Genomic DNA, 24,816 nt, shown 5'->3' with positions numbered 1-24,816 from the left:
CGGTCGTGATCAGGGTGCTGCTGGCGGACGATCAGGCGCTGGTCCGGGGGGCCTTGGCCGCGATGCTCGCCCTGGAGGCCGACATCGAGGTGGTCGCTCAGGCCGGGTCGGGCGCCGAGGCGGTGGAGGCGGCGCGGCGCACCCGCCCCGACGTGGCGCTGCTCGATGTGCAGATGCCGGGCGGCGACGGGCTGGCCGCCGCCGCGGAGCTGCGCGCGGCCGTCCCCTCCTGCCGGGTGGTGATCTGCACGACCTTCGGACGGCCCGGCTACTTCGCGCGGGCGATGGAGAACGGCGCCGCGGGGTTCGTCGTGAAGGACTCCTCGCCGGAGCATCTGGTCGAGACCGTCCGCAGGGTGCACGCCGGGCTGCGCGTCGTGGACCCCGCCCTGGCGGCCGAGTCGCTGGCCAGCGGGACGAGCCCGCTCACGGCGCGCGAGCGCGACGTGCTGCGCGAGGCCCGGCACGGCGGCACCGTCGCCGAGATCGCCAGGGCGCTGCGCCTGTCGAACGGCACCGTGCGCAACCACCTGTCGGCGGCCATCGGCAAGACCGGCGCCGCCACCCGCGCCGAGGCGGCCCTGATCGCCGACCAGCAGGGCTGGCTCTGACAGACGTTCAGGCCCCGGGGGAGCCCGGTGGCGTGGACGTCATGAGGCCCTGCGGCCGGCCGTCTGTGGGGGCGGGGACTCGCCCGGCCCGGAGGTGCGCTGTGGGGGCACCACGGGCGTGGGACGCACCAGGCCGAGGGCGACGACCTCGTTCGCCAGCCTCGTGCGCCGGTTGATGCCCTCGGGGATGCGGAACTTCTGGTACAGGCGCAGCAGGTGCTGCTTGACCGCGGCCTCCGTCACCACCAGGTCGTCGGCGATCTCGCGGGCGGTCGCCGGCGCGACGAACGCCTCGTCCGACAGCGCGGGCCTGCACAGGGAGGTCAGCACGTCGACCTCCCGCCTGGTCAGCTCGGGCGCGGCCGCGCGGCGCAGCTCGACCTCCGGCGCGAAGTCCTCCCTCGGGATGCCGCCCACGCGGCAGCGCGCCGCGCCGAAGGAGACGACGTCGCCGTCGTCCAGCACCCTCCGGGCGATCGGCCTGCCGTTCACCCGGGTGCCGTTGCGGGACAGGCCCAGGTCAACGACATACAGGTAGGGTCCACGGCGGACGAACTCGGCGTGCAGCCGTGACACGCTCGGATCGGCCAGCCTCACGTCGACGCCTCGGCCTCGGCCGATCGTCGTGATCTCGGGGCGCAACGGGACCACCTCACCGGTGTCCTCGACGCGTATGAACGGCCCCTCCACGGCAGTTCCTCCCCAGGTAGCCCGCCGTTACTTCCGCTACAGCTCCGGCTTACCCAAACGAGGGGTTGGGGAATCTCCTTTGCCATAACGAGAATCACTGCAGAAATTGGTCTGGACCTCCTCGGCCGGTTTTACCAGCTCACAGGTAGACTGCGGACGAAGATAAGCGGAGGAAACAACACATGGCGGACAACCCCACCAAAGGCCTCGCCGATGTCGTCGCCGCGTCCACAGCGCTGAGCGACATCGACGGCAAAGCCGGTCGCCTCTTCTACCGCGGCTACGACATTCACGACCTGGCCGGCCGCACGAGCTTCGAAGAGACCGCGCACCTGCTGCAGCATGGCACGCTCCCCACGCGACAGCAGCTGGCCGATTACGGAGCCGAGCTGGTCAGGGGCCGCACCCTCGGCGCCCTCGTCGAAGCCAACGTCGCCGAGATCGCCGAGAAACAGGGCCCCATGGAGGCGCTACGGACGCTGGTCTCCCTCGCCGGCGCCGAAGACCCCGACAAGGACTCCAACGAGGCCGAGGCCAACTGCCGCAAGGCCGCGCGCCTGACCGCGCAGCAGCCCATCCTCGTCGCCCGGTACCACGCGGCCCGCACCGGCGCCCCGCTGCGCGAGCCCGACCCCGAGCTGAGCGTCGCGGCGAACTTCCTGCTGCAGATCACCGGCCGCGTCCCCGACCAGCACGCCGTCGACGTCTTCGACGCCTGCCTGGTGCTGCACGCCGACCACACCATGAACGCCTCCACCTTCGCCGCCCGCGTGTGCGCGGCGACGTTGTCGGACATGCACTCGGCGATCGTGGCCGCCATCGGCACGCTGAAGGGCCCGCTGCACGGCGGCGCGAACGAGCAGGTCATGCGCACGCTGGAGAGCATCCCCGCGGACGGCGTGGCGCAGGCCGTGCGCGACAAGCTGGCCCGCGGCGAGAAGATCATGGGCTTCGGGCACCGCGTCTACAAGACCGAGGACCCGCGCGCGACCCACCTTCGCAAGATGTCGCGCGAGTTGGGCGAGGCCGGCGGAGATGACACCTACTATCGGATGTCGAAGGAGATGGAGGAGGTCGTCTTCGCCGAGAAGGGCCTCTATCCGAACGTCGACTTCTACGCCGCGACGGTCTACCACTATCTCGGTATCCCGACGGACCTGTTCACCCCCGTCTTCTCGGTGAGCCGGATGTCCGGCTGGACCGCTCACGTGATCGAGCAGCACGCCGACAACCGGTTGATCCGTCCCGACAGCGAGTACATCGGGCAGCGCGACCAGAAGTGGGTACCGATTGACGAACGGTAAGGGCTGGGGGTCGTACCTGCTGGTCCTGGCGGGTGCGGCCATCGGCCTTGGGGCGATCGCGGTGGGCCTGCCCGCATGGGCGGGCTCATTGGTCGTGGCGGGCTCGCTGCTGCTGGGCGCCGTGCTGCGACTGATCGTCCCGGACGGCGGCGAGAGCCTCCTCGCGGTGCGCAGGCGGCGCACCGACGCCGTCACCTATGGCGTCCTCGGCTGCGTGCTCGCCGTGGTCGCCGCCAGCGTCGCCGTGCAGTGGATGACGGGCAGATAGCGGCCCGGCATACCCGGTCGGGTAGCCTCACGACGATTGCGTGCGTAGAAAGACCGGTTTGGTCAGCCTAGTCGTAAGAAGTTGTAAGAAGGGGAACCCCAAGCATGCCCAAGATCAAGGTAGCGGGTCCCGTCGTCGAACTCGACGGCGACGAGATGACCCGGATCATCTGGAAGTTCATCAAGGACCAGCTGATCCTGCCCTACCTCGACGTCGACCTCAAGTACTACGACCTGGGGATCGAGCACCGCGACGCGACCGACGACCAGGTGACGATCGACGCCGCCAACGCCATCAAGCAGTACGGCGTCGGCGTCAAGTGCGCCACCATCACCCCCGACGAGGCGAGGGTCGAGGAGTTCGGCCTGAAGAAGATGTGGAAGTCGCCGAACGGCACGATCCGCAACATCCTCGGCGGCGTCATCTTCCGCGAGCCGATCATCATGTCCAACGTGCCGAGGCTCGTCCCGGGCTGGACCAAGCCGATCGTCGTCGGCCGTCACGCGTTCGGTGACCAGTACCGCGCCACCGACCTGAAGATCCCGGGCGAGGGCACGCTCACCCTGACCTTCACCCCCAAGGACGGCTCGGAGCCGATCGAGCTCGACGTCTACGACTTCCCGGGTTCCGGCGTCGCGCTGGCCATGTACAACCTGGACGAGTCGATCCGCGACTTCGCCCGCGCCTCGATGCGCTACGGCCTGGCCCGCAACTACCCGGTCTACCTGTCGACGAAGAACACCATCCTCAAGGCCTACGACGGCCGGTTCAAGGACCTGTTCGCCGAGATCTACGAGACCGAGTTCAAGGCCGACTTCGAGGCCGCCGGCATCACCTACGAGCACCGGCTGATCGACGACATGGTCGCCGCCGCGATGAAGTGGGAGGGCGGCTACGTCTGGGCGGCCAAGAACTACGACGGCGACGTGCAGTCCGACACCGTCGCACAGGGGTTCGGCTCCCTCGGCCTGATGACCTCGGTCCTGATGACCCCCGACGGCCGCACGGTCGAGGCCGAGGCCGCCCACGGCACGGTCACGCGCCACTACCGCGAGCACCAGAAGGGCAACCCGACCTCGACCAACCCGATCGCCTCGATCTTCGCCTGGACCCGTGGGCTCGCCCACCGCGGCAAGCTCGACAACACCCCCGAGGTGACCGCGTTCGCCGAGGCGCTGGAGCAGGTCTGCATCGAGACCGTCGAGGGCGGCCAGATGACCAAGGACCTGGCCCTCATCGTCGGCGCCGACGCCAAGTGGCTGACCACCCAGGACTTCCTGGCGGCGCTGGACGAGAACCTCAAGAAGAAGATGGCCGGCTGACGCCTGCGAGCAGACGTGGGGCCCTCCGCCGGGAGTCCGGCGGACGGGCCCTTCGCCGTTCCGGCGAGAGCCCGCGCCCGGCGACCCCGCGCCCGGCGAAAGCCCGCCCCCGGCGACCCCGCGCCCGGCGAAACCCCGTCCCCGGCGAAACCCCGTCCCCGGCGAAAGCCCGCGCCCGGCGGGGTCCCGTGCCGCCCGGATCCTGGGACCCGCCCGGGTCATGACGCCCGCCGGAGGAGGTCACGTCGTGGTCTCGGGCACCGGCAATACTCCCAAGGGGCCGTAAAGTTCTCATGGTCGGAACCTGACACGACCAGAGGACGGGAATGCCGGAGCTCGGGCCGCTCGGACGAGGAGATCCCGAGCAGATAGGCCCCTTCAGACTGACCGGCCGCCTCGGAGAGGGCGGCCAGGGGGTCGTGTACCTCGGCCAGGACGACACCGGCGAACGCGCGGCGGTCAAGCTGCTGCACGTGAAGTTCAGCGGCGACCACACGGCCAGGTCGCGCTTCGCGCGTGAGCTCAAGGCCGCCCAGCGCGTCGCCTCGTTCTGCACCGCGCGGGTGATCGCCGCCGACCTCGACGGGGACACGCCATACATCGCCAGCGAGTACATCGAGGGCAGGCCGCTGCGCGAGGCCGTCGAGACCGGGGGGCCGCTCAAGGCGGGCGCGCTGGAGCGGCTGGCGGTCGGCACGGCCACCGCGCTCACCGCCATCCACCGCGCGGGCATCGTGCACCGCGACTTCAAGCCCGACAACGTGCTCATGGCCGTCGACGGGCCGCGCGTGGTCGACTTCGGCATCGCGCGCATCCTGGACTCGACGGGCACGATCACCAGCAGGGCCGTCGGCACGCCCGCGTACATGGCGCCCGAGCAGATCTCCGGGGGAGAGGTGGGTCCGGCCGCGGACGTGTTCGCGTGGGGCTCGACCATGGCCTTCGCCGCCACCGGGTCGGCGCCGTTCGGCGGCACCTCCATCGCCGTGGTGCTCAACCGCGTGCTCAACCACGAGCCCGATCTGAGCGCGATGCCCGACCCGCTGCGCGCCGTGGTGCGCGCCTGCCTGGCCAAGGATCCGCGGTCCCGCCCGACGGCCGACCGGGTGCTGCTGCGGCTGCTCGGCCACGCCGACGCCGACGGCGCCTCCACCGCGGTCCTCAGCGAGGGCGCCGAGCTGGCGGGCCGCGAGACGGGCGGCACCGGCGGCACCGGCGGCACCCGCGACACCGCCTGGGCGGCCGGCCCCGGCGGCACGCCCACGGCCTGGCCGGGCGCCCAAGGCGGCGTTCCGGCCGGTCAGAACGCCCGGTTCGCGATGGTGGGCCCGGACGCCGCGGGCGGCCCGCCCGGGTCGCCGGAGGCGGCGCCCACGAGCGGCATGGCCCCCTCCCGGCGCCCGCGCAGGGGACGCTGGGCGGCGGCCGCGGCGGCGGTCCTGGTGCTGGCCGGGGGCGGCGCGCTGGCCGTACGGCAGTGGGGACCGAGCCTCGGCTTCGGCGGCCCCGGGCCGTCGTCCCACATGGGCACCGCGCCGCCGAAGACCGCAGGCGCGCCGTCGCCGAGCCCGTCCGCCACCCTGGCGACCTTCCGCTCGATCGTCGACAAGGCCGCCACGACCGGCCGGCTGACCATCGCCGTACGCGACCTGGTGCCGGGCATCGCCCTGCACGGCCAGGGCGGGTGGCACGGGTTCGAGGTGGAGGTCGGCTCCTACATCGCCAGGCAGCTCGGGGTTCCGGCGAGCGGAGTCTCCTTCCGCGCCGTGCCTCTGAGCGAGCGGGCGTCGGTGCTGGCCTCCGGCGAGGCCGACCTGGTCATCGCCAGTTACTCGATGTCCGCCGGCCGCAAGGACGCGGTGACCTTCGCCGGGCCCTACTACACCGGCCACGTGGACGTGCTCGTGCGCGCCGGAGATCCGTTCGCGAAGCTGTCCGACCTGGAAGGGCACAAGATGTGCGCTCCGGGGGCCAGCGTGACCACCGGGCTCGTCCAGGATGCCGTGCGCGTCCAGCTTGAGTCGGCCCCCACCTACGCCGCGTGCATGGACCTGCTGCGCCAGGGCAAGGTGGACGCCGTTCCCGGTGACGACCTGCTCCTCGCCGGGTTCGCCGACCGCGAGAGCATCCGCTACAAGGTGCTGGGAGCGCGGCTGACCGACGAGCGCTACGCCGTGGCGGTGAAGAAGGGCGATGTGCGGGCGTGCCAGGCGGTGCGCGCCGCGATCTCCCAGATGTACGCCGACCGCACGGCGCAGGCGCTGCTGAGGAAGTACTTCGCCAAGGTCGACTTCACCCCCGAGACCACCAGACCCGCCCCGGCCCCCTGCGACTAGCGCGGGCCCCGCGAGCCTTCGCCGGTCGAGCTCCGCACACCGGCGCCGCCGTCGCTAGGCGTCGTGGCGGAGGGCGTCGATGGTGGTGGTGGCCCAGGTGAGGAAGCTTTCGGTCTGCATGATGCCGAGTTCGAGGGCGTGGACGCCGAGGCGGCCGGACGCCGGCGGGTTGGCGACCTTCAGTTCGTAGAGGTGGCCGAGCCTGGCCCGGCTGACGGCCGACATCCTCTCGAGCACGGCGACGGCCTCGGGGGCGTCAAGGAGCGGCAGCAGGAACGCCTGCAGGGCGTTCTCGCTGCGTGCGGGCTCGGCCGGTACGTGTTCCATCATCCAGCGGTGGACCTCGGCCCTGCCCTCGGGCGTGACCGCGTAGGTCTTGCGTCCGCGCGCGCCCTCGGCCTCCACGGTGACCAGGCCGTCGGCGGCGAGTTTGGCCAGCTCCGGATAGATCTGGCTGTGTCCCGCCTGCCACACGTGGTTGATCGACACCTCGAACTTCTTGGTGAGGTCGTACCCGCTCGCCGGGCCGGAGGAGGACAGCAGGCCCAGCAGGGCGATGCGCAGGGACATGGCGTCATGATATCCAAGGATTGACATGTCATGCCAGACATGTCACCTTCTACATGTTCGGCCGGACAGGACGCGGCGCTCGCCACGGACCGGCCATGCCACGAAGGGCGAAGGGACGACAGATGGCGGCCACCACCACCACGGCTCCGGCGGGGACGGAGCCGTCCACCAAGGGGAACGGGCTCCTGCTGTTCGGCGTGCTCGGCGGGATGTTCCTCGCGATGCTCGACCAGACGATCGTCGGCACCGCCCTGCCCCGCATCACCGCCGAGTTCGGCGGCGCGGGCCTGTACACCTGGGTCGTGACGGCCTACCTGCTCACCTCGACGGTTACGGTCCCGCTGTACGGCCGGCTGTCGGACGCCTACGGGCGCAGGCCGCTGCTGCTGGTCGGCGTCACGCTGTTCCTGCTCGGGTCGGCGCTGTGCGGCCTGGCGCAGGACATGGGGCAGCTCATCGCCTTCCGCGGCCTGCAGGGGCTCGGCGCGGGCGCGCTCATCCCGCTGTCGCTCGCGCTGGTGGCCGACCTGTTCCCGCCGGACAGGAGCGGCAGGGTGCAGGGCGCGCTGGGCGGCGTCATGGCCGCCAGCTACATCGCCGGGCCGTTCCTCGGCGGGTTCTTCACCGACCACGCGACCTGGCGGTGGGCCTTCTTCGTGAACCTCCCGGTCGGCGCGGTGCTGCTGGGCATAATCGCGCTGCGGCTGCCCCGAGCCGACGGCACCGGCCGGGCCAGGCCCGACCATCTCGGCATCGCCGTCTTCACCGTCGGCATCAGCGCGCTGCTCGTCGGTCTCACCGAGAAGGGCCTGGACGGCCATTCCTGGACCAGCCCGGCGGTCGCGGGCCCGCTGGCCGCCGCCGTCGTGCTGCTCGCGGTCTTCGTGCCGGTGGAACTGCGCGCCGAGCAGCCGATCGTGCCGATGCACCTGTTCCGCAACCGCTCCTACACCATCGCCAACCTGGCCTCCTTCTTCACCGCGGCCTGCCTGTACGCCGGGGCGGTGTTCCTGCCGCGCTACTTCCAGCAGGCGCAGGGCATGAGCGCCACCGAGTCCGGCCTGCGCATCTATCCGTTCATGCTCGGCATGCTGGCCGGAAGTGTGCTGACCGGCGGCCTGATCGGCAGGACGCGCCGGTACAAGCCCTGGCTGGTGGCCGCGCCCTTCCTCATCGCCGCCGGAGGGCTGCTGTGCTCGGGCCTGGCCGTCGACACCCCGGCGTGGGCGCTGGTGGCGTGGATGGCGCTCATGGGCCTCGGCGTCGGGCCGATGCTGTCGGGGCTGACGGTGGCCGTCCAGTACGCCGTCCCGGCCGGCTACATCGGCACGGCCACCGCCAAGCTCACCTTCTTCCGCCAGATCGGCGGGTCGGTGGCCCTGGCCGTCGCCGGCACGGCCTACGCCTCGGTCGTCCGCGACCATGCGGTCACCCGCGTGCCCGCGGAGGCGCACGCGGCGGCCGCCGCCGCGGTCATCCCCTGGCTGGCCGTGACCGGCGCGGTCATCGCGCTCGCCGCGCTGGTGTTCCTGCCTCGGCACGTGATCGAGCGGGGCGCGGCGCCGGGCGCCCCCGCCCTCGCGGAATAGGACACATCAGCCCAGGTCAGGTGCCGGCGGGACGTCGTGACAAGGTTTTGCGGTCGCGTGGGGTTCGCCTGCACCAGGGGTCGCGTGTCGGGCGGGCGGCGCGCGACCCCGGCGGCGTTCAATTGAGCCGAACGCTTGGGGGTCGCACATCAATGGGTCTGTTCACGGCTGGAACCGCCGCCGGTCTGGTCTTCTTCGTCGTCTCCGCCGCGCCGCTGGTGGTGAACGCCTCGTCCGGGTCCGCCCCCGGGCGGTGGGGCGGGGCCGACCTGTCGGTGCGCGTCGCCGCGTCGCCGCGGGTCGCGCAGCCGGGTCAATGGCTGTCGTACCAGGTGAAGGTGCGCAACGCCGGACCGGGCGACGCGGTGCTCCCCGTGCTGAAGATCCACCTGCCCGACCAGGTGGACATCGCCGCGGTGAACGTGGCCACCTGCCGTCCTGGGGCCGCGAAGAACGAGGTGGTGTGCCCGTCGCCGGACGACATCGCGGCCGGCGGCTCCGGGGCCGTGACGGTGATCGGGCTGGTGCGGGCGGGCGCCCGCGGCCCGCTGCGCGCCACGGCCGGTCTGTCGTCGGAGGTCGTCGACGACAACGAGGCCGACAACAGCGCCGAGGTGGTCACCCGGGTCGACGAGGGGGCGGACCTCGCGGTCCGGCTGTCGCCCGCCGCCACCAGCGCCAAGCCGGGGGAGCGGTTCCCGGTCAGGGCGACGGTGCGCAACAGCGGGCCGCGGGTGGTGCGCGACGCGCGGGTCCACTTCACCGAGAACGGGGCGCGGTTCCTGTCGGCCAAGGGCGCCCGCTGCGCGGAACGGCACGGACGGCTGGGCTGCGCGCTCGGGCCGATCAGGTCAGGGGCGCGGGGGACGTTCGACCTGGTCTTCCGGGTGCCCCGCGGCCGGGCGCGCGACGTCGGCGCCAGGGCCACGGTGTACTCCGCGCGCGTGGGCGACCGGCGGCCGGCCAACAACCAGGCCCGCGTGCACGTCTCGCTGCGCCACGGCTGACCCCCGGCGCCGTGCGAGCCCGTCCTGCGCCCGCGCGCCGCCGAGCCCGCGCCGGCGCCCGCCCGCGCGGGCCGGCGTCCGTCTCACCCGGCATGGGTGGGACAGGTGGCGCCGGCCGGGCCTCCGCGGGGGTAGGTCGTCGCGAAGACGGCGCCGGCCGCGGCCATGCTCGCGCAGAGCATGATGAGACCGGCGAACGCCATCCTCAGCGTCAAAGGTGAAAAGCTTCCAGCTTTCCTCACGAAGGAGATCTCACCACACGATGACGGAATGAGACTCGGTTTTCGCGGAACGTGATTCCAGTCGGGGCCGCGCGGACCGGCCGGGGTCAGCGCGCGATCGCCGCCCAGGCGTCGGCGACGATGGAGCGCAGGTCGGCGCGCTCGGGCTTCCAGCCCAGCTCACGCTGGATGCGCTCGGAGGAGGCCACCAGCACCGCCGGGTCGCCGGGGCGCCGCTCGCCGGTCACCGTGGGGATGGGGTGGCCGGTGACCTCCCGGCACACCGAGATGACCTCCTGCACGGAGAAACCCGTGCCGCTGCCCAGGTTGTAGACCGTGTGCTCCCCGGGCCGGCAGGCGTCCAGGGCGAGCAGGTGGGCCCGCGCGAGGTCGGCGATGTGGATGTAGTCGCGCACGCAGGTGCCGTCGGGGGTGGGGTAGTCGGTGCCGAAGACGCTCACCGCCTCCCGCCGGCCGAGCGCGACGGCCAGCACGTTCGGGATGAGGTGGGTCTCCACGGCGTGCCGCTCGGCGTACACGCGCCCGTCCGCCGCGGTGTAGGCGCCGGCCACGTTGAAGTAGCGCAGGCTGACGGCGCCGAGGCCGTGCAGTCCGGCGAAGGCGGTCAGCGCCGTGTCCACCGCCAGCTTGGAGGCGCCGTAGGGGTTGGTCGGGCGGGTCGGGGCGGTCTCGGTGATCGGGGTCCCCTCGGGCTCGCCGTAGGTCGCCGCGGTCGAGGAGAACACGATGCGCCGCACGCCGTGACCGCGCATGGCCTCCAGCAGCGCGAGGGTGCCGCCGAGGTTGTTGGACCAGTACAGCGACGGCTTCTCCACCGACTCGCCGACGAGCGAGCGGGCCGCGAAGTGCAGCACGCCGTCGAACGACGGGTCAAGGACGCCGGCCGCCTCGGCGATCGGGGCCTCGGCGAACGAAGCGCCGGTGGGCACCGCGTCGGCGTGCCCCGTGGACAGGTCGTCCAGGACGGTGACCTCGTGGCCCGCCTCGACGAGCTGTGCGGCCACGGCGCTCCCGATGTAGCCCGCGCCCCCGGTTACCAGCAGCTTCACTTGCCCGGCCTCCGTTCGATCGTGTGTGATCGTGTTTGATTTTGTAGGTCTATCGTCTAGCTTACGCGCCTCCGGCGGCGAGCGGACAAGGGGCAGCGGGTACGCTGACCAGATCATCCTGAGCGCCTCACCCGAACGGACATCGACGTGCACAACGTCGCGGCCAACATCGTCCTGGTCCTCGTCTTCGTCCTGATCGGCGGGTTCTTCGCCGCGGCCGAGATGGCCCTGGTCTCCCTGCGTGAGAGCCAGATCCGGCGGCTGGCCGAGGAGGGCCGGCGTGGCGCGCGCGTGGCACGGCTGGCCCGCGACCCCAACCGCTTCCTGTCGGCCGTGCAGATCGGGGTGACCGTCGCCACCGTGCTGTCGGCCGCCGTCGGCGCCGACACGCTGGCCGGCCAGCTCCAGCCCGTCATTGCCCGCTCCGGGCTGCCCGCGGCCTCCGCCCGGCCGCTGGCGCTGGTGGTGGTCACGCTCGCGATCTCCTACGTGACGCTGGTCCTCGGCGAGCTGGCGCCCAAACGCCTGGCCCTGCAGCGGGCCGAAGGGCTGTCCATGGTGGTCGCCCCGTTCCTGGACCGGCTGGCCGCGCTGTCTCGCCCGGTGATCTGGCTGCTGTCGAAGTCCACCGACGGGGTGGTCAAGCTGCTCGGCGGCAACCCCCAGGCCGACCGCGCCGAGATGACCACCGAGGAACTGCGGGACATGGTCGTCGGCCACCAGGAGCTCACCAAGGACGAGCGCGACCTGATCGACGAGGTCTTCACCGCCGGAAAGCGCCACCTGCGCGAGGTGATGCTGCCGCGCACCGAGGTGGAGTTCATGGCGCTGGACACGCCTCTGGCCGAGGCGGCGATCCTGGCGGCGGCGATGCCGCACTCCCGGTTCCCCGTCTACCGCGACTCCTACGATGACATCGTCGGGTTCGTCCACGTCCGCGACCTGCTCGACCCGGTGCTCACCGGGCGCATCGAGCCGATCGGCGAGCTGGTGCCCATCAGGCCGGTCAAGCTGCTGCCGGCCACCAAGCGGGTGCTGCCCACGCTGAGCGAGATGCGCGACGACGGCCAGCACCTGGCGATCGTCGTCGACGAGTACGGCGGCACGGCCGGCATCGTCACCATGGAGGACCTGGTCGAGCAGCTCACCGGCGACATCCGCGACGAGTACGACGCCGACGGCGAGTCCGTGCGCCTGGTCGCCGGCGAGATGGAGATCGACGGCCTGGTCAACCTTCCCGACTTCGCCGCCGAGACCGGCATCGAGCTCGAGGCGGGCCCGTACGAGACGCTCGGCGGCTACGTCATGGCCGCGCTCGGCCACCTGCCCGAGATGGGCGAGCAGGTCGAGCGGCCCGCCTGCACCCTGATCGTCACCGAGATGGACGGCCGCCGCGTCGCCCGCGTCCGCGTCATCAGGAAGGTCGTCGCGTCCCCTGCCGAGGACCCTGAGGAGGCCCGGGACCCCTCCTGATCCACGGGGACATGCCCCGTGCGCGAGTCGCGGACGGTCCCCGACTCCTGACACAATTGAGTGCTATGGCCAGACCTCGCGTGCTCTCCGGCATCCAGCCCACCGCCGAGTCCTTCCACCTCGGCAACTTCCTCGGCGCCGTGCGCCAGTGGGTCGACATGCAGGAGACCCACGACGCGTTCTACTTCATCGCCGACCTGCACGCGATCACCGTGAACCCGTCGGCCGCCGACCTGCGCCGCCGCACGCGCGTGTCCGCCGCCCAGCTCTTCGGCGCCGGTCTGGACCCCGAGCGCAGCACGCTGTTCGTGCAGAGCCAGGTCCGCGAGCACAGCGAGCTCGCCTGGATCCTCATGTGCAACACCGGCATGGGCGAGGCCGCCCGCATGACCCAGTTCAAGGACAAGTCGGCCAAGTACGGCGAGAGCTCGGCCGGGGTGGGCCTGTTCACCTATCCGATCCTCCAGGCCGCCGACATCCTGATGTACCAGGCCGACTTCGTGCCGGTCGGCGCCGACCAGAAGCAGCACCTGGAGCTCACCCGCGACCTGGCCCAGCGCTTCAACAGCAGGTACGGCCAGACCTTCAACCTCCCCGCGCCGTTCATCCCCAAGGAGGTCGAGAAGATCACCGACCTCCAGGATCCGCTGGCGAAGATGTCCAAGTCCTCCTCCAGCCCGCAGGGCCTCCTGGAGGTCCTGGAGGAGCCGGGGCCGCTGCGCAAGAAGGTCATGCGCGCGGTGACCGACACCGGCTCCGAGGTCGTCGCCGACCCCGAGAACAAGCCCGGCGTCACCAACCTGCTGCGCATCCAGTCGGTGCTCAGCGGCACGCCGATCCCCGAGCTGGAGGCCCGCTACGCCGGCCTCGGCTACGGCGCCTTCAAGAAGGACGTCGCCGAGGTGGTCGTCGAGGCCTTCGCGCCGATCCGCGAGCGCACCGAGAAGCTCCTGGCCGACGAGGCCGAGCTCGACCGCCTGCTCGCCGTCGGCGCCGCCCGCGCCTCGGCCGTGGCCCGCGAGACCATGGAGGCCGTCCGCGACCGGGTCGGCTTCCTGCCCAAGCTCTGACCACACCGGCCCGGTGCCCGAAGGCCCCGCGGGCGGGCTCGCATACCGTACACCTGTGGGGTAGATGGCCTGCATGGGAAGCACGTGGGCCTCGATCCTGCGCACGATCGAGGCCGTCAAGCGGTGGGGGCGGGTCAGGACCGAACGCTCCCGCGTGCGCTGGCCGTGGCTGGACCACCTGATCCGCACCTTCCACCGCTACCAGAGCCAGCGGGGCGACCGGCTGGCGGGCGCGGTGACCTACTTCGCCTTCCTGTCGTTCTTCCCCCTGCTGGCGCTGGCGTTCGCCCTGTTCGGGTACGTGCTCACGCTGCGGCCGGACGCGCTGACCACGCTGGTGAAGGCCATCGACCAGCAGCTTCCCGGCCTGGCCGACCAGTTGCGCGTCCAGGACCTCGCCACGGCCCGGGGCAGCGCGGGCGTCATCGGCCTGCTCGGCCTGCTGTACGCGGGCCTCGGCGTCGTGGACGCGCTGCGCGACGCCGTCCACGAGATCTGCGTGAGCTGCGAGCCGCCGATGAACTGGTTCGTCGGCAAGCTGCGCGACCTGGTCGCCCTGCTGCTGATGGGCCTGACGCTCGTGGTGTCGGTCCTGGTCGGCGGGTTCGCCGTGCAGGCCACCGGCACGATCGTCGGCTGGCTCGGGCTGGCCGACTCGGTCGTGGCCGCGGCGCTCGTGCGGACGGCCGGCGTGCTGATCAGCGTCGCCGCCGACATGCTCGTCTTCCTGGTCATCCTCGGCTGGATGGGCAAGGTGGGCGAACCCCTGTTCACCACGCTGAAGGGCGCGCTGCTCGGCGCCGTCGGCTTCGGTGCTCTCAAGCAGGCGGCCACGCTGCTCCTCTCGCACACCCTCAGCAACCCGATCTACGGCACGTTCGCGGTGATCGTCGGCCTGCTGGTGTGGCTCAACCTGTCCAGCCGCTGGGTGTTGTACGTCGCCGCCTGGACCTCCACCGCCAACGGCGCCCCGCCTCCCGAGCCGACCCCCGCGCCCGCCGGCGGGTACGAGTGAGGGCCCGCCGCGCACACATCTGTACAGCGCTGAGCACGCCTCGACACAGAGTGAGGGGTCCGCTGAGCGGTCACACCTCGGACGGCTCCTCGCGCCGGGTGCGGGAGCGGGAGCGGCGGCGCACGCCGTAGACGACCCACACCACGCCGCCGAGCAGGCCCGCGGCCACGACGCCGGCGCCGATGCCGACCAGGGGGGAGTCCTGCGCCGCGACGACGGGCCGGGGCGAGGCGGCGGGGACGGCGCCGGGCGGGCCGCCGACCGGCTTGGTCGGCTTGACGTCGGGGACGGGGGAGACCAGGGCGCCGACGGCGGCCACGTGGCCCCGGGAGGCGAACCCCCAGTCGAGCAGCTCCTTGACCTCCTCCCAGAACCCGCCCTCGTGGTGCATGATCGAGACGATGATGGTGTGCCCGTCGCGCCGGGCGGCGCCGGCGAAGCTGCCGAGCGCCTTGGTCGTCCAGCCGTTCTTGACGCCCATCATGCCGGGGTAGCGGCCGAGCAGCCGGTTGTGGTTGGCCATCTCGTAGTGCTTGCCGCCGGGGGCGGGGAAGTTCGCCACCTTGGTGCCGACGTACTCCCGGAAGTCGGCGTTGGCCAGCCCGGCGCGGGCGATGAGCGCCAGGTCGTAGGCCGAGCTGCTCTGGCCCGGCTTGTCCAGGCCGTTCGGCGTCTTGGCGACGGTGTCCAGCGCCTGCAGCCGCTTGGCCTCGGCGTTCATGTCGGCCAGGGTGCGGGGCAGGCCGCCGTTGGCCTCGGCGAGCGCGACGGCCGCGTCGTTGCCGGAGACCATCATCAGCGCGCGGAGCAGGTCGCGCACCCGGTAGATCTTGTGCTGGGTGAGCCCGACCGCGCTGCCCTCGACGTTGCACGCCTCGGCGCTGGGCTTGATCAGCTTGGTCTTGTCGAGCTTGGGGATGAGCGTGACGGCCGTGAGCATCTTCAGGGTGCTGGCCGGCAGGTAGCGCCCGTGCGGGTCCTTGGCGGCCAGCACCTCGCCGGTGTCGCCGTCGGCCACCACGAAGGCCAACGCCCCGGTCTTCGGCAGGGCCGCGGCCGCCGGGTCGACCACCACGCCGTGGCGGCCGAGCATCCCGCCGCCGACGGGCGCGGTGTCGTCGGTCGCCGAACGCGCCTGGGCGGGGGTGACGAGCGTGAGCCCCCCGGCGAGCGCGAGCGCGCTGACTGCTGATACGTGCTTCATCCCCATAGGGAACTCAGAGTAGCTTTGTCGCTTTTCACGTGGGGCAAGACACGACAAAGATCGCGAGTGTGCCTGGTCAGTAACCGTGGAGGTACCATGGAGGCGGTGAAGATGACACGACGTATGGCCGGCTTTCTGCTGGTCCTGGCCGCTTTCATGGTCGTCGAGTGGGTCATGCTCGGGTTCAACCTCGCCGACGGGCATCCCACGGCCTTCTATGTGGTGCACGGCATCCTGATCGTCGTCAACGTGGTGCTCGCCGTCGTGGTCGGGGTCATCGGCTGGCGCGCCTGGCGTCCGCGGCGCCCCGCCGATCGCTGAGCCTGGCCTCCGTCCGCATATAAGCCCTCCTGCGCGGGCAGAGACGGTTAACGACCGTTTTGCGGTTGACCATGCATGAGTGGGTACCTCCTCCGGTCTGGTGGCCAAAGTGCGGAAAGCCGTAAGTCGGGACGTACTGGGGTGACCGTAGGGTTGGCCGATGCCGTCGCGAAGGCGGAGACTCGGCCTTGGGACCTTTCGCATGGAGGCGTGCTGTGCCAATCGAGTTCAATCCTTCGCGCGGCCCGACACTGGGCGTCGAATGGGAACTCCAGCTTGTCGACAAGCGCACCCGCCGTCTGCGCCAGGACGCGCGCCTGGTGCTGGACGCGGTCCCCGAGTTGAGCGAGACCCCGCGTCCGAAGGTCATGCACGAGCTGATGCAGTCCCAGCTCGAGGTGATCACCGATGTGTGCCACACGGTGTCGGAGGCCGTGCGCGACCTGCGCACCACCATCGACCGCCTGCGGCAGGTGGTCGACCCGCAGGGGATGGCCCTGGCCTGCACCGGCACCCACGCCATCAGCGACTGGCGCGAGGCCGTCTACGCCCCCGTCCAGCGGTACACCGAGCTGGTCGAGGAGATGCAGTGGCTGGCATGGAGGATCCAAACATTTGGCGTACATGTCCACGTGGGGGTGCGGGAAAGGGATAAAGTCATCCCCATCGTCAACGCACTTGCGGCCTACCTGCCGCATTTCCTCGCGCTGACGGCCTCCAGCCCTTACTGGGGCGGCCAAGACACCGGGCTCGCCTCCAGCAGGGCCATCGTCTTCGGTTCTCTGCCGACAGCGGGACCGCCGCAGATGCTGGCCGACTGGGCCGAGTTCGAAGAGTACATGGACACCCTGAAGCGCGCGGGGACCATCAAGAGCATCAAGGAAGTGTGGTGGGACATCCGGCCACACCCCGACTTCGGCACGATTGAGATTCGAATGTTCGACGGTATACCGACCCTTCGGGAGGTCGGGATGGTGACGGCGTTGTCGCAGTGCCTCGTGCAGCAGTTCGACCAGCAGCTCGATCGCGGGTATCGCCTTCCGCACCCCGCGCCCTGGGTCGTGCGCGACAACAAGTGGCGGGCCACCCGCTACGGGCTGGACGCCTTCGTCATCACCGACGACCACGGATCGACCGCGCCGATGCGCGACACGCTCTATGAGCTGACGCGCGAGCTCGCCCCGGTGGCCGAACGCCTCGGCTGCCCCGAAGAGCTCGCCACCATCACCGACGTGGTGGAGCAGGGCAACTCCTGCGAGCGCCAGCGCGCGATTCTCACCGGAGGCGGCACCCTGGACGACATCGTCGACGCGACGATCGTCGAACTCGCGGAGGACCGCTTCGTCACCACCAACCTGCGAACGTCGAACGGGGCGATGGGCCATGCCGGCAAGTGATCTAAGGGGCGAGCTCGACGCGTTCCTGGGCGCTCACAACGACTCCCTGATCGGGTTCCGGCGTGACCTGCACGCCCACCCCGAACTCGGTTTCGTCGAGCACAGGACCACCGAGCGAATCGCCGAGCGGCTCGCCGCCGCCGGGCTCGTCCCGACCCCCCTGCCCCGCGGCACCGGCCTGATCTGCGACATCGGCAGCGGAGGCGGCCACACCGTCGCCCTGCGCGCCGACATCGACGCCCTTCCGCTGCCCGACGAGAAGGACGTGTCCTACCGCTCGACCGTCCCGGGCGTCTGCCACGCCTGCGGCCACGACGTGCACACCGCGATCGTCCTCGGCACCGGGCTGTTCCTGGCCGAGCAGGCGGCGGCCGGCCTGCTGCCCGGGCGGGTGCGCCTGATCTTCCAGCCCGCCGAGGAGGTCATGCCCGGCGGCGCGCTGAAGGTGCTGGAGGCCGGCGGCATCAGCGGCGTCGACCGCATCTTCGGCCTGCACTGCGACCCCCGCGTGGAGGTCGGCAAGCTCGGCCTGCGCGTCGGCCCGATCACCGGCGCCTGCGACAAGGTCAGCGTCCGCGTCGCCGGCCCCGGCGGGCACACCGCCCGCCCCCACCTGACCGCCGACCTCGTCTTCGCCCTCGCCAAGATCGTCACCGAGCTGCCGGCCGCCCTGAGCCGCCGCGTCGACCCCCGCTCGTCGCTGTCGCTGGTGTGGGGCCGGGTCCAGGCGGGCTCGGTCGCCAACGCCATCCCCGACGACGGCGTCGCCGAGGGCACCATCCGCTGCCTGGACGAGCAGGCCTGGCACGAGGCCCCCGACCTGTTCAAGTCGCTGCTGGACTCGGTCGCCATCGCCTACGGCGTCGAGGCCGAGATGAACTACCTGCGCGGCGTCCCGCCGACCATCAACGAGGCCACCAGCGTGCACATGCTCCGCGAGGCGGCCCACCAGGTGCTCGGTCTGGAGTCCACCGTCCCCACGCCGCAGTCCCTCGGCGGCGAGGACTTCGGGTGGTACCTGGAGTCGGTGCCCGGCGCCTACGCCCGGCTCGGGGTGCGCGCCCCGGGGGAGACCCGGCAGATGGACATCCACCAGGGCACCTTCGACGTGGACGAGAGCTGCATCGGCGTCGGCGTGCGTGTGATGGCCGCCACAGCCCTGACCTCTCTGTGGGACGGATGCACCGTCTCGGCCGAGAGGTCCGACGCGCAGCCCGTCACCGCCTGACGGCGCCAGGCCCGACGGGGACGTCCGAAAGGCGGCTCCCCGTCCCCCCATCTCGCGGTTCCGCAGGTCACAGGGTGGCGTGAGCTGCATAACGGACCTATTTCGGAGCCGGGCGGCGGTTTGGCCAACACCGGTCAAACAACTATCTTCCGTGCAGGGTTGCCGTGCGGTCTGCTTCGCGCGTGCACACGAGTTGGACGGCGAAGAACACGGAAGGAGTCACCTTGCTCCGCATTCACGCAGGCAAGTTGGCCGCCACGACCGCGGTGAGCGCCATGCTCATGGCCGTAGCGGCATGTGGTGGCAGCGGATCGGAAGGCACCGACGCGGCGTCCCCGGGCGCGTCGAGCGCGGCCTCCGCGCCGGCGGCCGCAGGGCCCAAGGTCGGCCTGGCGTACGACATCGGCGGGCGCGGTGACCAGTCGTTCAACGACGCCGCCGCCGCGGGCCTGGAGAAGGCCAAGACCGACCTGAAGATCACCGACGCCAAGGAGCTCGAGGCCGGGGCCGGCGAGACCGGCGCGCAGAAGGAGCAGCGGCTCCGCCTGCTCGCCCAGAGCGGCTACAACCCGGTCATCGCGGTCGGCTTCGCCTACTCCGACGCGATCAAGAAGGTCGCGGCCGAGTTCCCCGACACCAAGTTCGCGATCATCGACGACGCCGCCCAGGGGCCGAACATCTCCAACCTGGTGTTCGCCGAGAACGAGGGCTCCTTCCTGGTCGGCGCCGCCGCGGCGCTGAAGACCAAGAAGGACCACATCGGCTTCGTCGGCGGCGTGCAGGTGCCGCTGATCAAGAAGTTCGAGGTCGGCTTCACCAAGGGCGCCCAGTCCGTCAAGCCGGACATCAAGATCGACGTCAAGTACCTCACCCAGCCGCCGGACTTCGCCGGGTTCAACGACCCGGCCAAGGGCAAGACCGCCGCGCAGGGCATGTACGACGCCGGCGCCGACATCGTCTACCAGGCCGCGGGCGGCTCGGGCGGCGGCGTCTTCGAGGCGGCCAAGGAGTCCAAGGCGTCGGCCATCGGCGTGGACTCCGACCAGGCCCTCACGGCCGACGAGAGTGTGCGCGGCGTCATCATGACCTCCATGCTCAAGAAGGTCGACGTCGCGGTGTTCGACTTCCTCAAGAGCTACGTGGACGGCACCGTCAAGGCGGGCCCGACGACCTACGACCTCAAGGCCGGCGGCGTCGACTTCTCCACCACCGGCGGCCAGGTCGACGACATCAAGAACAAGCTCGACGAGTACAAGCAGAAGATCATCAGCGGCGAGATCAAGGTTCCCTCCGAGTGATCCGCTGACGGTCCAGGGGCCCGGGTCCGCATCACCGGGCCCCTTGGGCTACTGTCGGTTCACCGCTCGGCCACGCGAGGCCGCGGCACCCGCCCGCGGCCGGCCCGCGTGCCGGTTACGGCTCCGCCCGCGGGCGCGGGCCGCGATTCCAGAGCCCCGTCAGATCCGCCGACACGGCCGGCCGCCGTGCCCCACCGGGCGCCGGCCGCGCCACCGAGGCCGTCCGCATGGAGGAGGCCGCCATCAGCACTTCGACTTCTTCGGCTCCCGCCACGGAGCCCGCCGTCGAGCTCGAGGGGATCACCAAACGATTCCCCGGCGTCGTCGCCAACCGTGACATCCGTCTCACCGTGCTGCGCGGGCACGTGCACGCCATCGTCGGCGAGAACGGCGCGGGCAAGTCCACGCTCATGAAGATCCTATACGGCATGCAGCGGCCGGACGAAGGCGTGATCCGCGTCAACGGGTCGCCCGTCTCCTTCCGCACGCCGGGGGACGCCATCGCCGCCGGCATCGGCATGGTGCACCAGCACTTCATGCTCGCCGACAACCTCACCGTCCTGGAGAACATCATCCTGGGCAGTGAGCCGCGCAAGGGCGGCATCGGCATCGACTTCGCCGCCGCCCGCCGGAAGATCAAGGAGATCTCGGACGCCTACGGCCTCGGCGTCTCCCCCGACGTCCTGGTCGAGGACCTCGGCGTGGGCGCCCGGCAGCGCGTCGAGATCCTCAAGGTCCTCTACCGCGGCGCGCGCATCCTGATCCTGGACGAGCCGACCGCCGTGCTGGTGCCCCAGGAGGTCGACGAGCTGTTCGACAACCTGCGCGGACTGGTCCGCGAGGGCCTCACCATCATCTTCATCTCCCACAAGCTGGACGAGGTGCTGCGCGTCGCCGACGCCATCACGGTCATCCGGCGCGGCACCACCGTGGCGAGCGTCGACCCGGGGGACGTCACGGCCCGGCGGCTCGCCGAGCTGATGGTGGGCAGCGAGCTGCCCAGCCCCGAGACGCGCGAGTCGACGGTCACCGACCAGGTGGCCCTCGCCGTGCGCGGCCTGACCGTGCGCGCCGGCGACGGACGGGCGGTCGTGGAGGACGTCTCGTTCGACATCCGCAAGGGCGAGGTGCTCGGCATCGCCGGCGTCGAGGGCAACGGGCAGGCCGAACTGGTCGAGGCCATCATGGGCATGCGCCCCGCCGAGGGGACGATCACCCTCGACGGCGCCGACGTCTCGGCCTGGGCGACGTTGCGCAGGCGTGAGGGCGGCATCGGCTACATCCCCGAGGACCGCCACCGGCACGGCCTGCTGCTCGGCGCCCCCCTCTGGGAGAACCGCATCCTCGGCCACCAGACCCGCAGGCCCAACGTCAAGGGGCCGTGGATCGACCGGGCCGGCGCCCGCGCCGACACCGAGCGCATCGTCCGCGAGTACGACGTGCGCACCCCCGGCATCGACGTGGACGCCATGGCGCTGTCCGGCGGCAACCAGCAGAAGCTCATCGTCGGCCGCGAGATGAGCAGCGAGCCGGTCGTCCTGATCGCCTCCCACCCCACGCGCGGCGTGGACGTGGGCGCGCAGGCCGCCATCTGGGACCACCTGCGGGCCGCGCGCGCCAGAGGGCTGGCCGTCCTGCTGATCTCGGCCGACCTGGACGAGCTGATCGGCCTGTCGGACTCCCTGAAGGTCATCCTGCGCGGCCGCATGGTCGCCGACGTGGACCCGGCGACCGTGACCCCCGAACAGCTCGGCTCCGCCATGACCGGCGCCACCGCCGAGCCCGCGGACCAGCTACCGGCCGCCGCCTCCGACGGCCCTGAGCGACTCGGCTCGGCGGCGGCCGAGGCCGGGGAGGAAGCATGAGTTCGTCCTTCACCGACCGGCTGCTCGGCAGGGTCAGGCTCGGCGGCCTCCTCGCGCTGGCCGCCCCCGTCCTGGCCGTCGTCTTCGCCGGCGTCGTCACCTCGATCATCCTGCTGCTCAACGGCAACCAGCCGTTCCAGACGCTCGGGCTGCTGCTGGACTTCAGCGCCACCCCCTCCATCCAGGTGCTGATCCTCAACACCGCCACCACCTACTACATCTCCGCCCTCGCCGTGGCGATCGGGTTCCGGATGAACCTGTTCAACATCGGTGTGGACGGCCAGTACCGCCTGGCCGTGCTGGTCGCCGCCGCGGTCGGCGGCGCGGTCACCCTGCCAGGCCCCCTGCACGTCGGCGTCATCATGCTGGTCGCCGTGCTCGTCGGCGGCCTGTGGGCGTCGATCGCCGCGGTGCTGAAGACCGCGCGCGGGGTCAGCGAGGTCATCTCCACGATCATGCTGAACGCCATCGCCACCGGCTTCGGCGCCTGGCTGCTCACTCCCGGCCGGCTGGCCGTCCTCAACGGCAACAACGTCGGCACCAAGCCCATCGGCCCGTCCGGGCACTTCCCCGGCATCGCTCTCGTCTCCGGCACCCAGGCCAAGGTGTTCGGGATGATCATCGTGGCGGCCGTGCTCGGCGTGGCCTACCACGTCGTGCTGAACCGCACCCGCTTCGGCTTCGACCTGCGGGCCACCGGCCGGTCGGAGACGGCGGCCGTCGCCAGCGGCATCAACGTCAAGAAGATGGTGCTGTACACGATGATCCTGTCCGGCGCGGTCGCCGGGCTCGTCGGCCTGCCGCAGCTGCTCGGCGCGTCGTACTCCTACAGCCTGGACTTCCCGGCGGGCCTGGGCTTCACCGGCATCGCGATCGCCCTGATGGGACGCAACAACCCGATCGGCATCGCCGTGGGCGCCCTGCTGTGGAGCTTCCTGGACAACTCCAACGACATCCTGGACTTCAACGGCATCCCCAAGGAGATCGTGATCATCATGCAGGGCACCATCGTGCTCTCGGTCATCATCGCCTACGAGCTGGTCCACCGGTACCGCGCGGTGGCCGAGCAGCGCCGGGTCAGCCGCCAGCTGTCCACCGCGGCCCCCACCGAGCCCCAGGGAGCGGCCGTATGACGGTCACCGGCCTGTCCGCCAAGGCGCCGGCCGCGCCCCCGGCCGCCCGGCGTCTCACGCTCAACTGGCAGGTGGCCCTGCTGGGCGTCCTGGCGCTGCTGGTCATGATGTCGCTCGCCCGGGTCGTCACCGGCGCCAACGACATCACCTCCGGCGGCACCATCGGCGCGGCCATCGGGCTCGCGGTCCCCATCGGCCTGGCCGCCCTGGGCGGACTGTGGTCCGAGCGGTCCGGCGTGGTCAACATCGGCCTCGAAGGCATGATGATCCTCGGCACCTGGTGCGGAGCCTGGGGCGCGCTGACCTTCGGCACCCCGTGGGCCGGCGTCATCGCCGGGACCATCGGCGGGGCGCTGGGCGGCCTGCTGCACGCCGTCGCGACCGTCACCTTCGGCGTCGACCACATCATCTCCGGCGTCGCGATCACCCTGCTCGGCCAGGGTGTCACCCAGTACCTGTCCAAGCTGGTGTTCGTCGGCATGAAGGGCGGCGGCGAGACCCAGTCGCCGCGCATCCCGCCCATCGAGACCATCAGCGTCCCCGGCATCGGCACGCCGCTGCGCGACCTGGCCAACACGCACGTGTTCCTGCTCTCGGACCTCGCCGGCGTGCTCTACGGCGTGACGCAGAACGTGTCGCTGTTCGTCATCCTCGCCATCCTGCTCGTCCCGCTCAGCTTCTACCTGCTGTGGCGCACGGCCTTCGGGCTGCGCCTGCGCTCGTGCGGTGAGAGCCCGGTGGCCGCCGAGTCGCTCGGCGTCAACGTGTACCTGTACAAGTACCTCGCCGTCGTGGTCTCCGGAGCCCTGGCCGGGCTCGGCGGCGCGTTCCTGTCGATCGTGGCCGCCGGCATCTACCGGGAGGGCCAGACCGGCGGGCGCGGCTTCATCGGCCTCGCCGCCATGATCTTCGGCAACTGGCGGCCGGGCGGCCTGGCCGGCGGCGCGCTGCTGTTCGGGTACACCGACGCCCTGCAACTGCGCCAGGGCGGCACCTCGGTCCACGCGCTGCTGCTGGTCGTCGCGATGCTGCTCGCCGCGTTCGCCGTCTACCAGCTCGTACGGCAGCAGCGGGGCCGCGCGGCGCTGTTCACCGGGATCTTCGCGGTCCTGGTCTTCGCGGTTTTCGCCACCACCGACACCGTGCCCGAGCAGTTCACCTCCTTCACGCCGCACCTCACGACGTTGCTGGTGCTGTCGCTGGCCTCCCAGCGGCTGCGCATGCCGGCGACCGACGGCCTGCCGTACCGCAAGGGTCAGGCCACGTGAGACGGCCGTACCGCCACACGGGCCAGGCCACGGGACGGCCGCGCCACGACAGCAGGCGGGCCGGCGCGAGCCGGCCGTGCCACGACCGACGCCATCGGAACCACGGGGGAACCAGCACGTGAGCGACACCGGCACCACCGACGTCCCCATCGACTGGGACGCGCTGCGCGAGGCCGCGACCGACGCGATGGCCAACGCCTACGCGCCCTACTCCAAGTTCCCGGTGGGCGCCGCCGCGCTCGTGGACGACGGCCGCGTCGTCACCGGGTGCAACGTCGAGAACGCCTCCTACGGGCTCGGGCTGTGCGCCGAGTGCGGGCTGGTGTCGGCGCTGCACGCCTCCGGCGGCGGGCGGCTGGTGGCCTTCACGTGCGTGGACGGCCACGGCGAGCTGCTCATGCCGTGCGGCCGGTGCCGCCAGCTGCTGTTCGAGCACGGCGGTCCCGAGCTGCTCGTGGAGACCCCCGACGGCGCGTGGCGGATGGCCGAGGTCCTGCCGCACGCCTTCGGCCCCGACGACCTCTCCCGCGGCGCCTGACGCCTGCCAGCACGACCG

Annotated in this window: 23 protein-coding genes; 18 read left to right on the top strand and 5 right to left on the bottom strand. The window is 71.4% G+C overall.

Annotated elements, in window-relative coordinates; all coding sequences use genetic code 11:
• Positions 1 to 5: 5 nt before the first annotated feature.
• Entirely contained in the window at positions 6 to 611 is a 606-nt protein-coding gene (locus tag ACFQSB_RS10090) for a response regulator transcription factor (RefSeq protein WP_380825819.1), read from the top strand.
• Positions 612 to 650: 39 nt separating this feature from the next.
• Here ACFQSB_RS10090 and ACFQSB_RS10085 read toward each other — a convergent pair whose 3' ends face one another.
• Positions 651 to 1,301, bottom strand: coding sequence for an FHA domain-containing protein (locus ACFQSB_RS10085; RefSeq protein WP_354837365.1), 651 nt, complete (start codon positions 1,299 to 1,301; stop codon positions 651 to 653).
• Between the two features lie 182 nt (positions 1,302 to 1,483).
• On the opposite strand from ACFQSB_RS10085, the gene ACFQSB_RS10080 reads away from it, so the two are divergent.
• The 4 genes from ACFQSB_RS10080 (at position 1,484) to ACFQSB_RS10065 (ending at position 6,531) form a co-directional block, all read left to right on the top strand.
• Positions 1,484 to 2,605: a citrate/2-methylcitrate synthase gene (locus ACFQSB_RS10080; RefSeq protein WP_354837363.1), complete on the top strand. Its 1,122-nt coding sequence runs from the start codon at positions 1,484 to 1,486 to the stop codon at positions 2,603 to 2,605.
• Positions 2,592 to 2,873, top strand: coding sequence for a DUF3017 domain-containing protein (locus ACFQSB_RS10075; protein ID WP_380825817.1), 282 nt, complete (start codon positions 2,592 to 2,594; stop codon positions 2,871 to 2,873). The genes ACFQSB_RS10080 and ACFQSB_RS10075 overlap by 14 nt, the downstream gene beginning before the upstream one ends.
• Positions 2,874 to 2,977: 104 nt before the next feature.
• Complete coding sequence (locus ACFQSB_RS10070; protein ID WP_354923595.1) at positions 2,978 to 4,195, top strand: NADP-dependent isocitrate dehydrogenase; 1,218 nt, start codon at positions 2,978 to 2,980, stop codon at positions 4,193 to 4,195.
• Positions 4,196 to 4,521: 326 nt separating this feature from the next.
• A complete protein-coding gene (locus tag ACFQSB_RS10065; RefSeq protein ID WP_380825816.1) occupies positions 4,522 to 6,531 on the top strand; it encodes a serine/threonine-protein kinase in 2,010 nt (669 codons plus the stop codon).
• Between the two features lie 54 nt (positions 6,532 to 6,585).
• Here the strand turns inward: ACFQSB_RS10065 and ACFQSB_RS10060 are convergent, their stop codons facing one another.
• Positions 6,586 to 7,101, bottom strand: a complete 516-nt coding sequence (locus tag ACFQSB_RS10060) for a PadR family transcriptional regulator (RefSeq protein ID WP_380825813.1) — start codon at positions 7,099 to 7,101, stop codon at positions 6,586 to 6,588.
• Positions 7,102 to 7,223: 122 nt separating this feature from the next.
• Between ACFQSB_RS10060 and ACFQSB_RS10055 the strand changes: the two genes are divergently transcribed.
• A complete protein-coding gene (locus ACFQSB_RS10055; RefSeq protein ID WP_380825812.1) occupies positions 7,224 to 8,690 on the top strand; it encodes an MDR family MFS transporter in 1,467 nt (488 codons plus the stop codon).
• Between the two features lie 152 nt (positions 8,691 to 8,842).
• On the top strand, positions 8,843 to 9,697 hold the full coding sequence (locus tag ACFQSB_RS10050) for a hypothetical protein (protein WP_380825811.1): 855 nt from the start codon (positions 8,843 to 8,845) through the stop codon (positions 9,695 to 9,697).
• 83 nt (positions 9,698 to 9,780) lie between these two features.
• On the opposite strand, the gene ACFQSB_RS10045 is transcribed toward ACFQSB_RS10050, so the two are convergent.
• Both ACFQSB_RS10045 and galE read right to left on the bottom strand, forming a co-directional pair.
• Positions 9,781 to 9,912: a hypothetical protein gene (locus ACFQSB_RS10045; RefSeq protein WP_354837350.1), complete on the bottom strand. Its 132-nt coding sequence runs from the start codon at positions 9,910 to 9,912 to the stop codon at positions 9,781 to 9,783.
• Positions 9,913 to 10,025: 113 nt separating this feature from the next.
• Positions 10,026 to 10,988, bottom strand: coding sequence for a UDP-glucose 4-epimerase GalE (gene galE, locus ACFQSB_RS10040; protein WP_380825809.1), 963 nt, complete (start codon positions 10,986 to 10,988; stop codon positions 10,026 to 10,028).
• Between the two features lie 147 nt (positions 10,989 to 11,135).
• On the opposite strand from galE, the gene ACFQSB_RS10035 reads away from it, so the two are divergent.
• The 3 genes from ACFQSB_RS10035 to ACFQSB_RS10025 all read left to right on the top strand — a co-directional run bounded on the left by ACFQSB_RS10035 (position 11,136) and on the right by ACFQSB_RS10025 (position 14,546).
• Positions 11,136 to 12,461, top strand: a complete 1,326-nt coding sequence (locus tag ACFQSB_RS10035; protein ID WP_380825808.1) for a hemolysin family protein — start codon at positions 11,136 to 11,138, stop codon at positions 12,459 to 12,461.
• A gap of 65 nt (positions 12,462 to 12,526) precedes the next feature.
• Positions 12,527 to 13,531, top strand: a complete 1,005-nt coding sequence (trpS, locus tag ACFQSB_RS10030; RefSeq protein WP_354837344.1) for a tryptophan--tRNA ligase — start codon at positions 12,527 to 12,529, stop codon at positions 13,529 to 13,531.
• A gap of 73 nt (positions 13,532 to 13,604) precedes the next feature.
• Positions 13,605 to 14,546 (top strand): YihY/virulence factor BrkB family protein, encoded by a 942-nt coding sequence (locus ACFQSB_RS10025; protein ID WP_380825807.1) that lies wholly within the window; start codon positions 13,605 to 13,607, stop codon positions 14,544 to 14,546.
• Positions 14,547 to 14,616: 70 nt separating this feature from the next.
• Here the strand turns inward: ACFQSB_RS10025 and ACFQSB_RS10020 are convergent, their stop codons facing one another.
• Positions 14,617 to 15,750: a D-alanyl-D-alanine carboxypeptidase family protein gene (locus ACFQSB_RS10020; protein ID WP_380825806.1), complete on the bottom strand. Its 1,134-nt coding sequence runs from the start codon at positions 15,748 to 15,750 to the stop codon at positions 14,617 to 14,619.
• Between the two features lie 111 nt (positions 15,751 to 15,861).
• Here ACFQSB_RS10020 and ACFQSB_RS10015 point away from each other — a divergent pair, with 111 nt between their 5' ends.
• The 8 genes from ACFQSB_RS10015 (at position 15,862) to ACFQSB_RS09980 (ending at position 24,798) form a co-directional block, all read left to right on the top strand.
• The gene (locus ACFQSB_RS10015; RefSeq protein WP_354837338.1) at positions 15,862 to 16,071 is read left to right on the top strand and encodes an SCO4848 family membrane protein; all 210 of its coding nucleotides are present in this window, start codon (positions 15,862 to 15,864) and stop codon (positions 16,069 to 16,071) included.
• 215 nt (positions 16,072 to 16,286) lie between these two features.
• Positions 16,287 to 17,468 carry a glutamate--cysteine ligase gene (locus ACFQSB_RS10010; RefSeq protein ID WP_380825804.1) on the top strand — a complete coding sequence of 394 codons (1,182 nt, stop codon included), beginning with the start codon at positions 16,287 to 16,289 and terminating at the stop codon, positions 17,466 to 17,468.
• Positions 17,455 to 18,696: a M20 family metallopeptidase gene (locus ACFQSB_RS10005; protein WP_354837334.1), complete on the top strand. Its 1,242-nt coding sequence runs from the start codon at positions 17,455 to 17,457 to the stop codon at positions 18,694 to 18,696. Before ACFQSB_RS10010 ends, ACFQSB_RS10005 begins: the two co-directional genes overlap by 14 nt.
• Positions 18,697 to 18,920: 224 nt before the next feature.
• On the top strand, positions 18,921 to 19,994 hold the full coding sequence (locus ACFQSB_RS10000; protein ID WP_380825802.1) for a BMP family lipoprotein: 1,074 nt from the start codon (positions 18,921 to 18,923) through the stop codon (positions 19,992 to 19,994).
• 227 nt (positions 19,995 to 20,221) lie between these two features.
• Positions 20,222 to 21,859 (top strand): ABC transporter ATP-binding protein, encoded by a 1,638-nt coding sequence (locus ACFQSB_RS09995; protein ID WP_380825800.1) that lies wholly within the window; start codon positions 20,222 to 20,224, stop codon positions 21,857 to 21,859.
• Positions 21,856 to 22,992: an ABC transporter permease gene (locus tag ACFQSB_RS09990; protein WP_380825799.1), complete on the top strand. Its 1,137-nt coding sequence runs from the start codon at positions 21,856 to 21,858 to the stop codon at positions 22,990 to 22,992. Before ACFQSB_RS09995 ends, ACFQSB_RS09990 begins: the two co-directional genes overlap by 4 nt.
• Positions 22,989 to 24,260 carry an ABC transporter permease gene (locus ACFQSB_RS09985; protein ID WP_380825798.1) on the top strand — a complete coding sequence of 424 codons (1,272 nt, stop codon included), beginning with the start codon at positions 22,989 to 22,991 and terminating at the stop codon, positions 24,258 to 24,260. The genes ACFQSB_RS09990 and ACFQSB_RS09985 overlap by 4 nt, the downstream gene beginning before the upstream one ends.
• 118 nt (positions 24,261 to 24,378) lie before the next feature.
• Positions 24,379 to 24,798, top strand: a complete 420-nt coding sequence (locus ACFQSB_RS09980) for a cytidine deaminase (RefSeq protein ID WP_354837324.1) — start codon at positions 24,379 to 24,381, stop codon at positions 24,796 to 24,798.
• Positions 24,799 to 24,816 lie beyond the last annotated feature (18 nt).

It is taken from the genome of Sphaerisporangium rhizosphaerae, from assembly GCF_042665155.1.
Taxonomy (GTDB): Bacteria; Actinomycetota; Actinomycetes; order Streptosporangiales; family Streptosporangiaceae; genus Sphaerisporangium; species Sphaerisporangium rhizosphaerae.
This window is presented reverse-complemented; position numbering and strand designations above follow the sequence as displayed.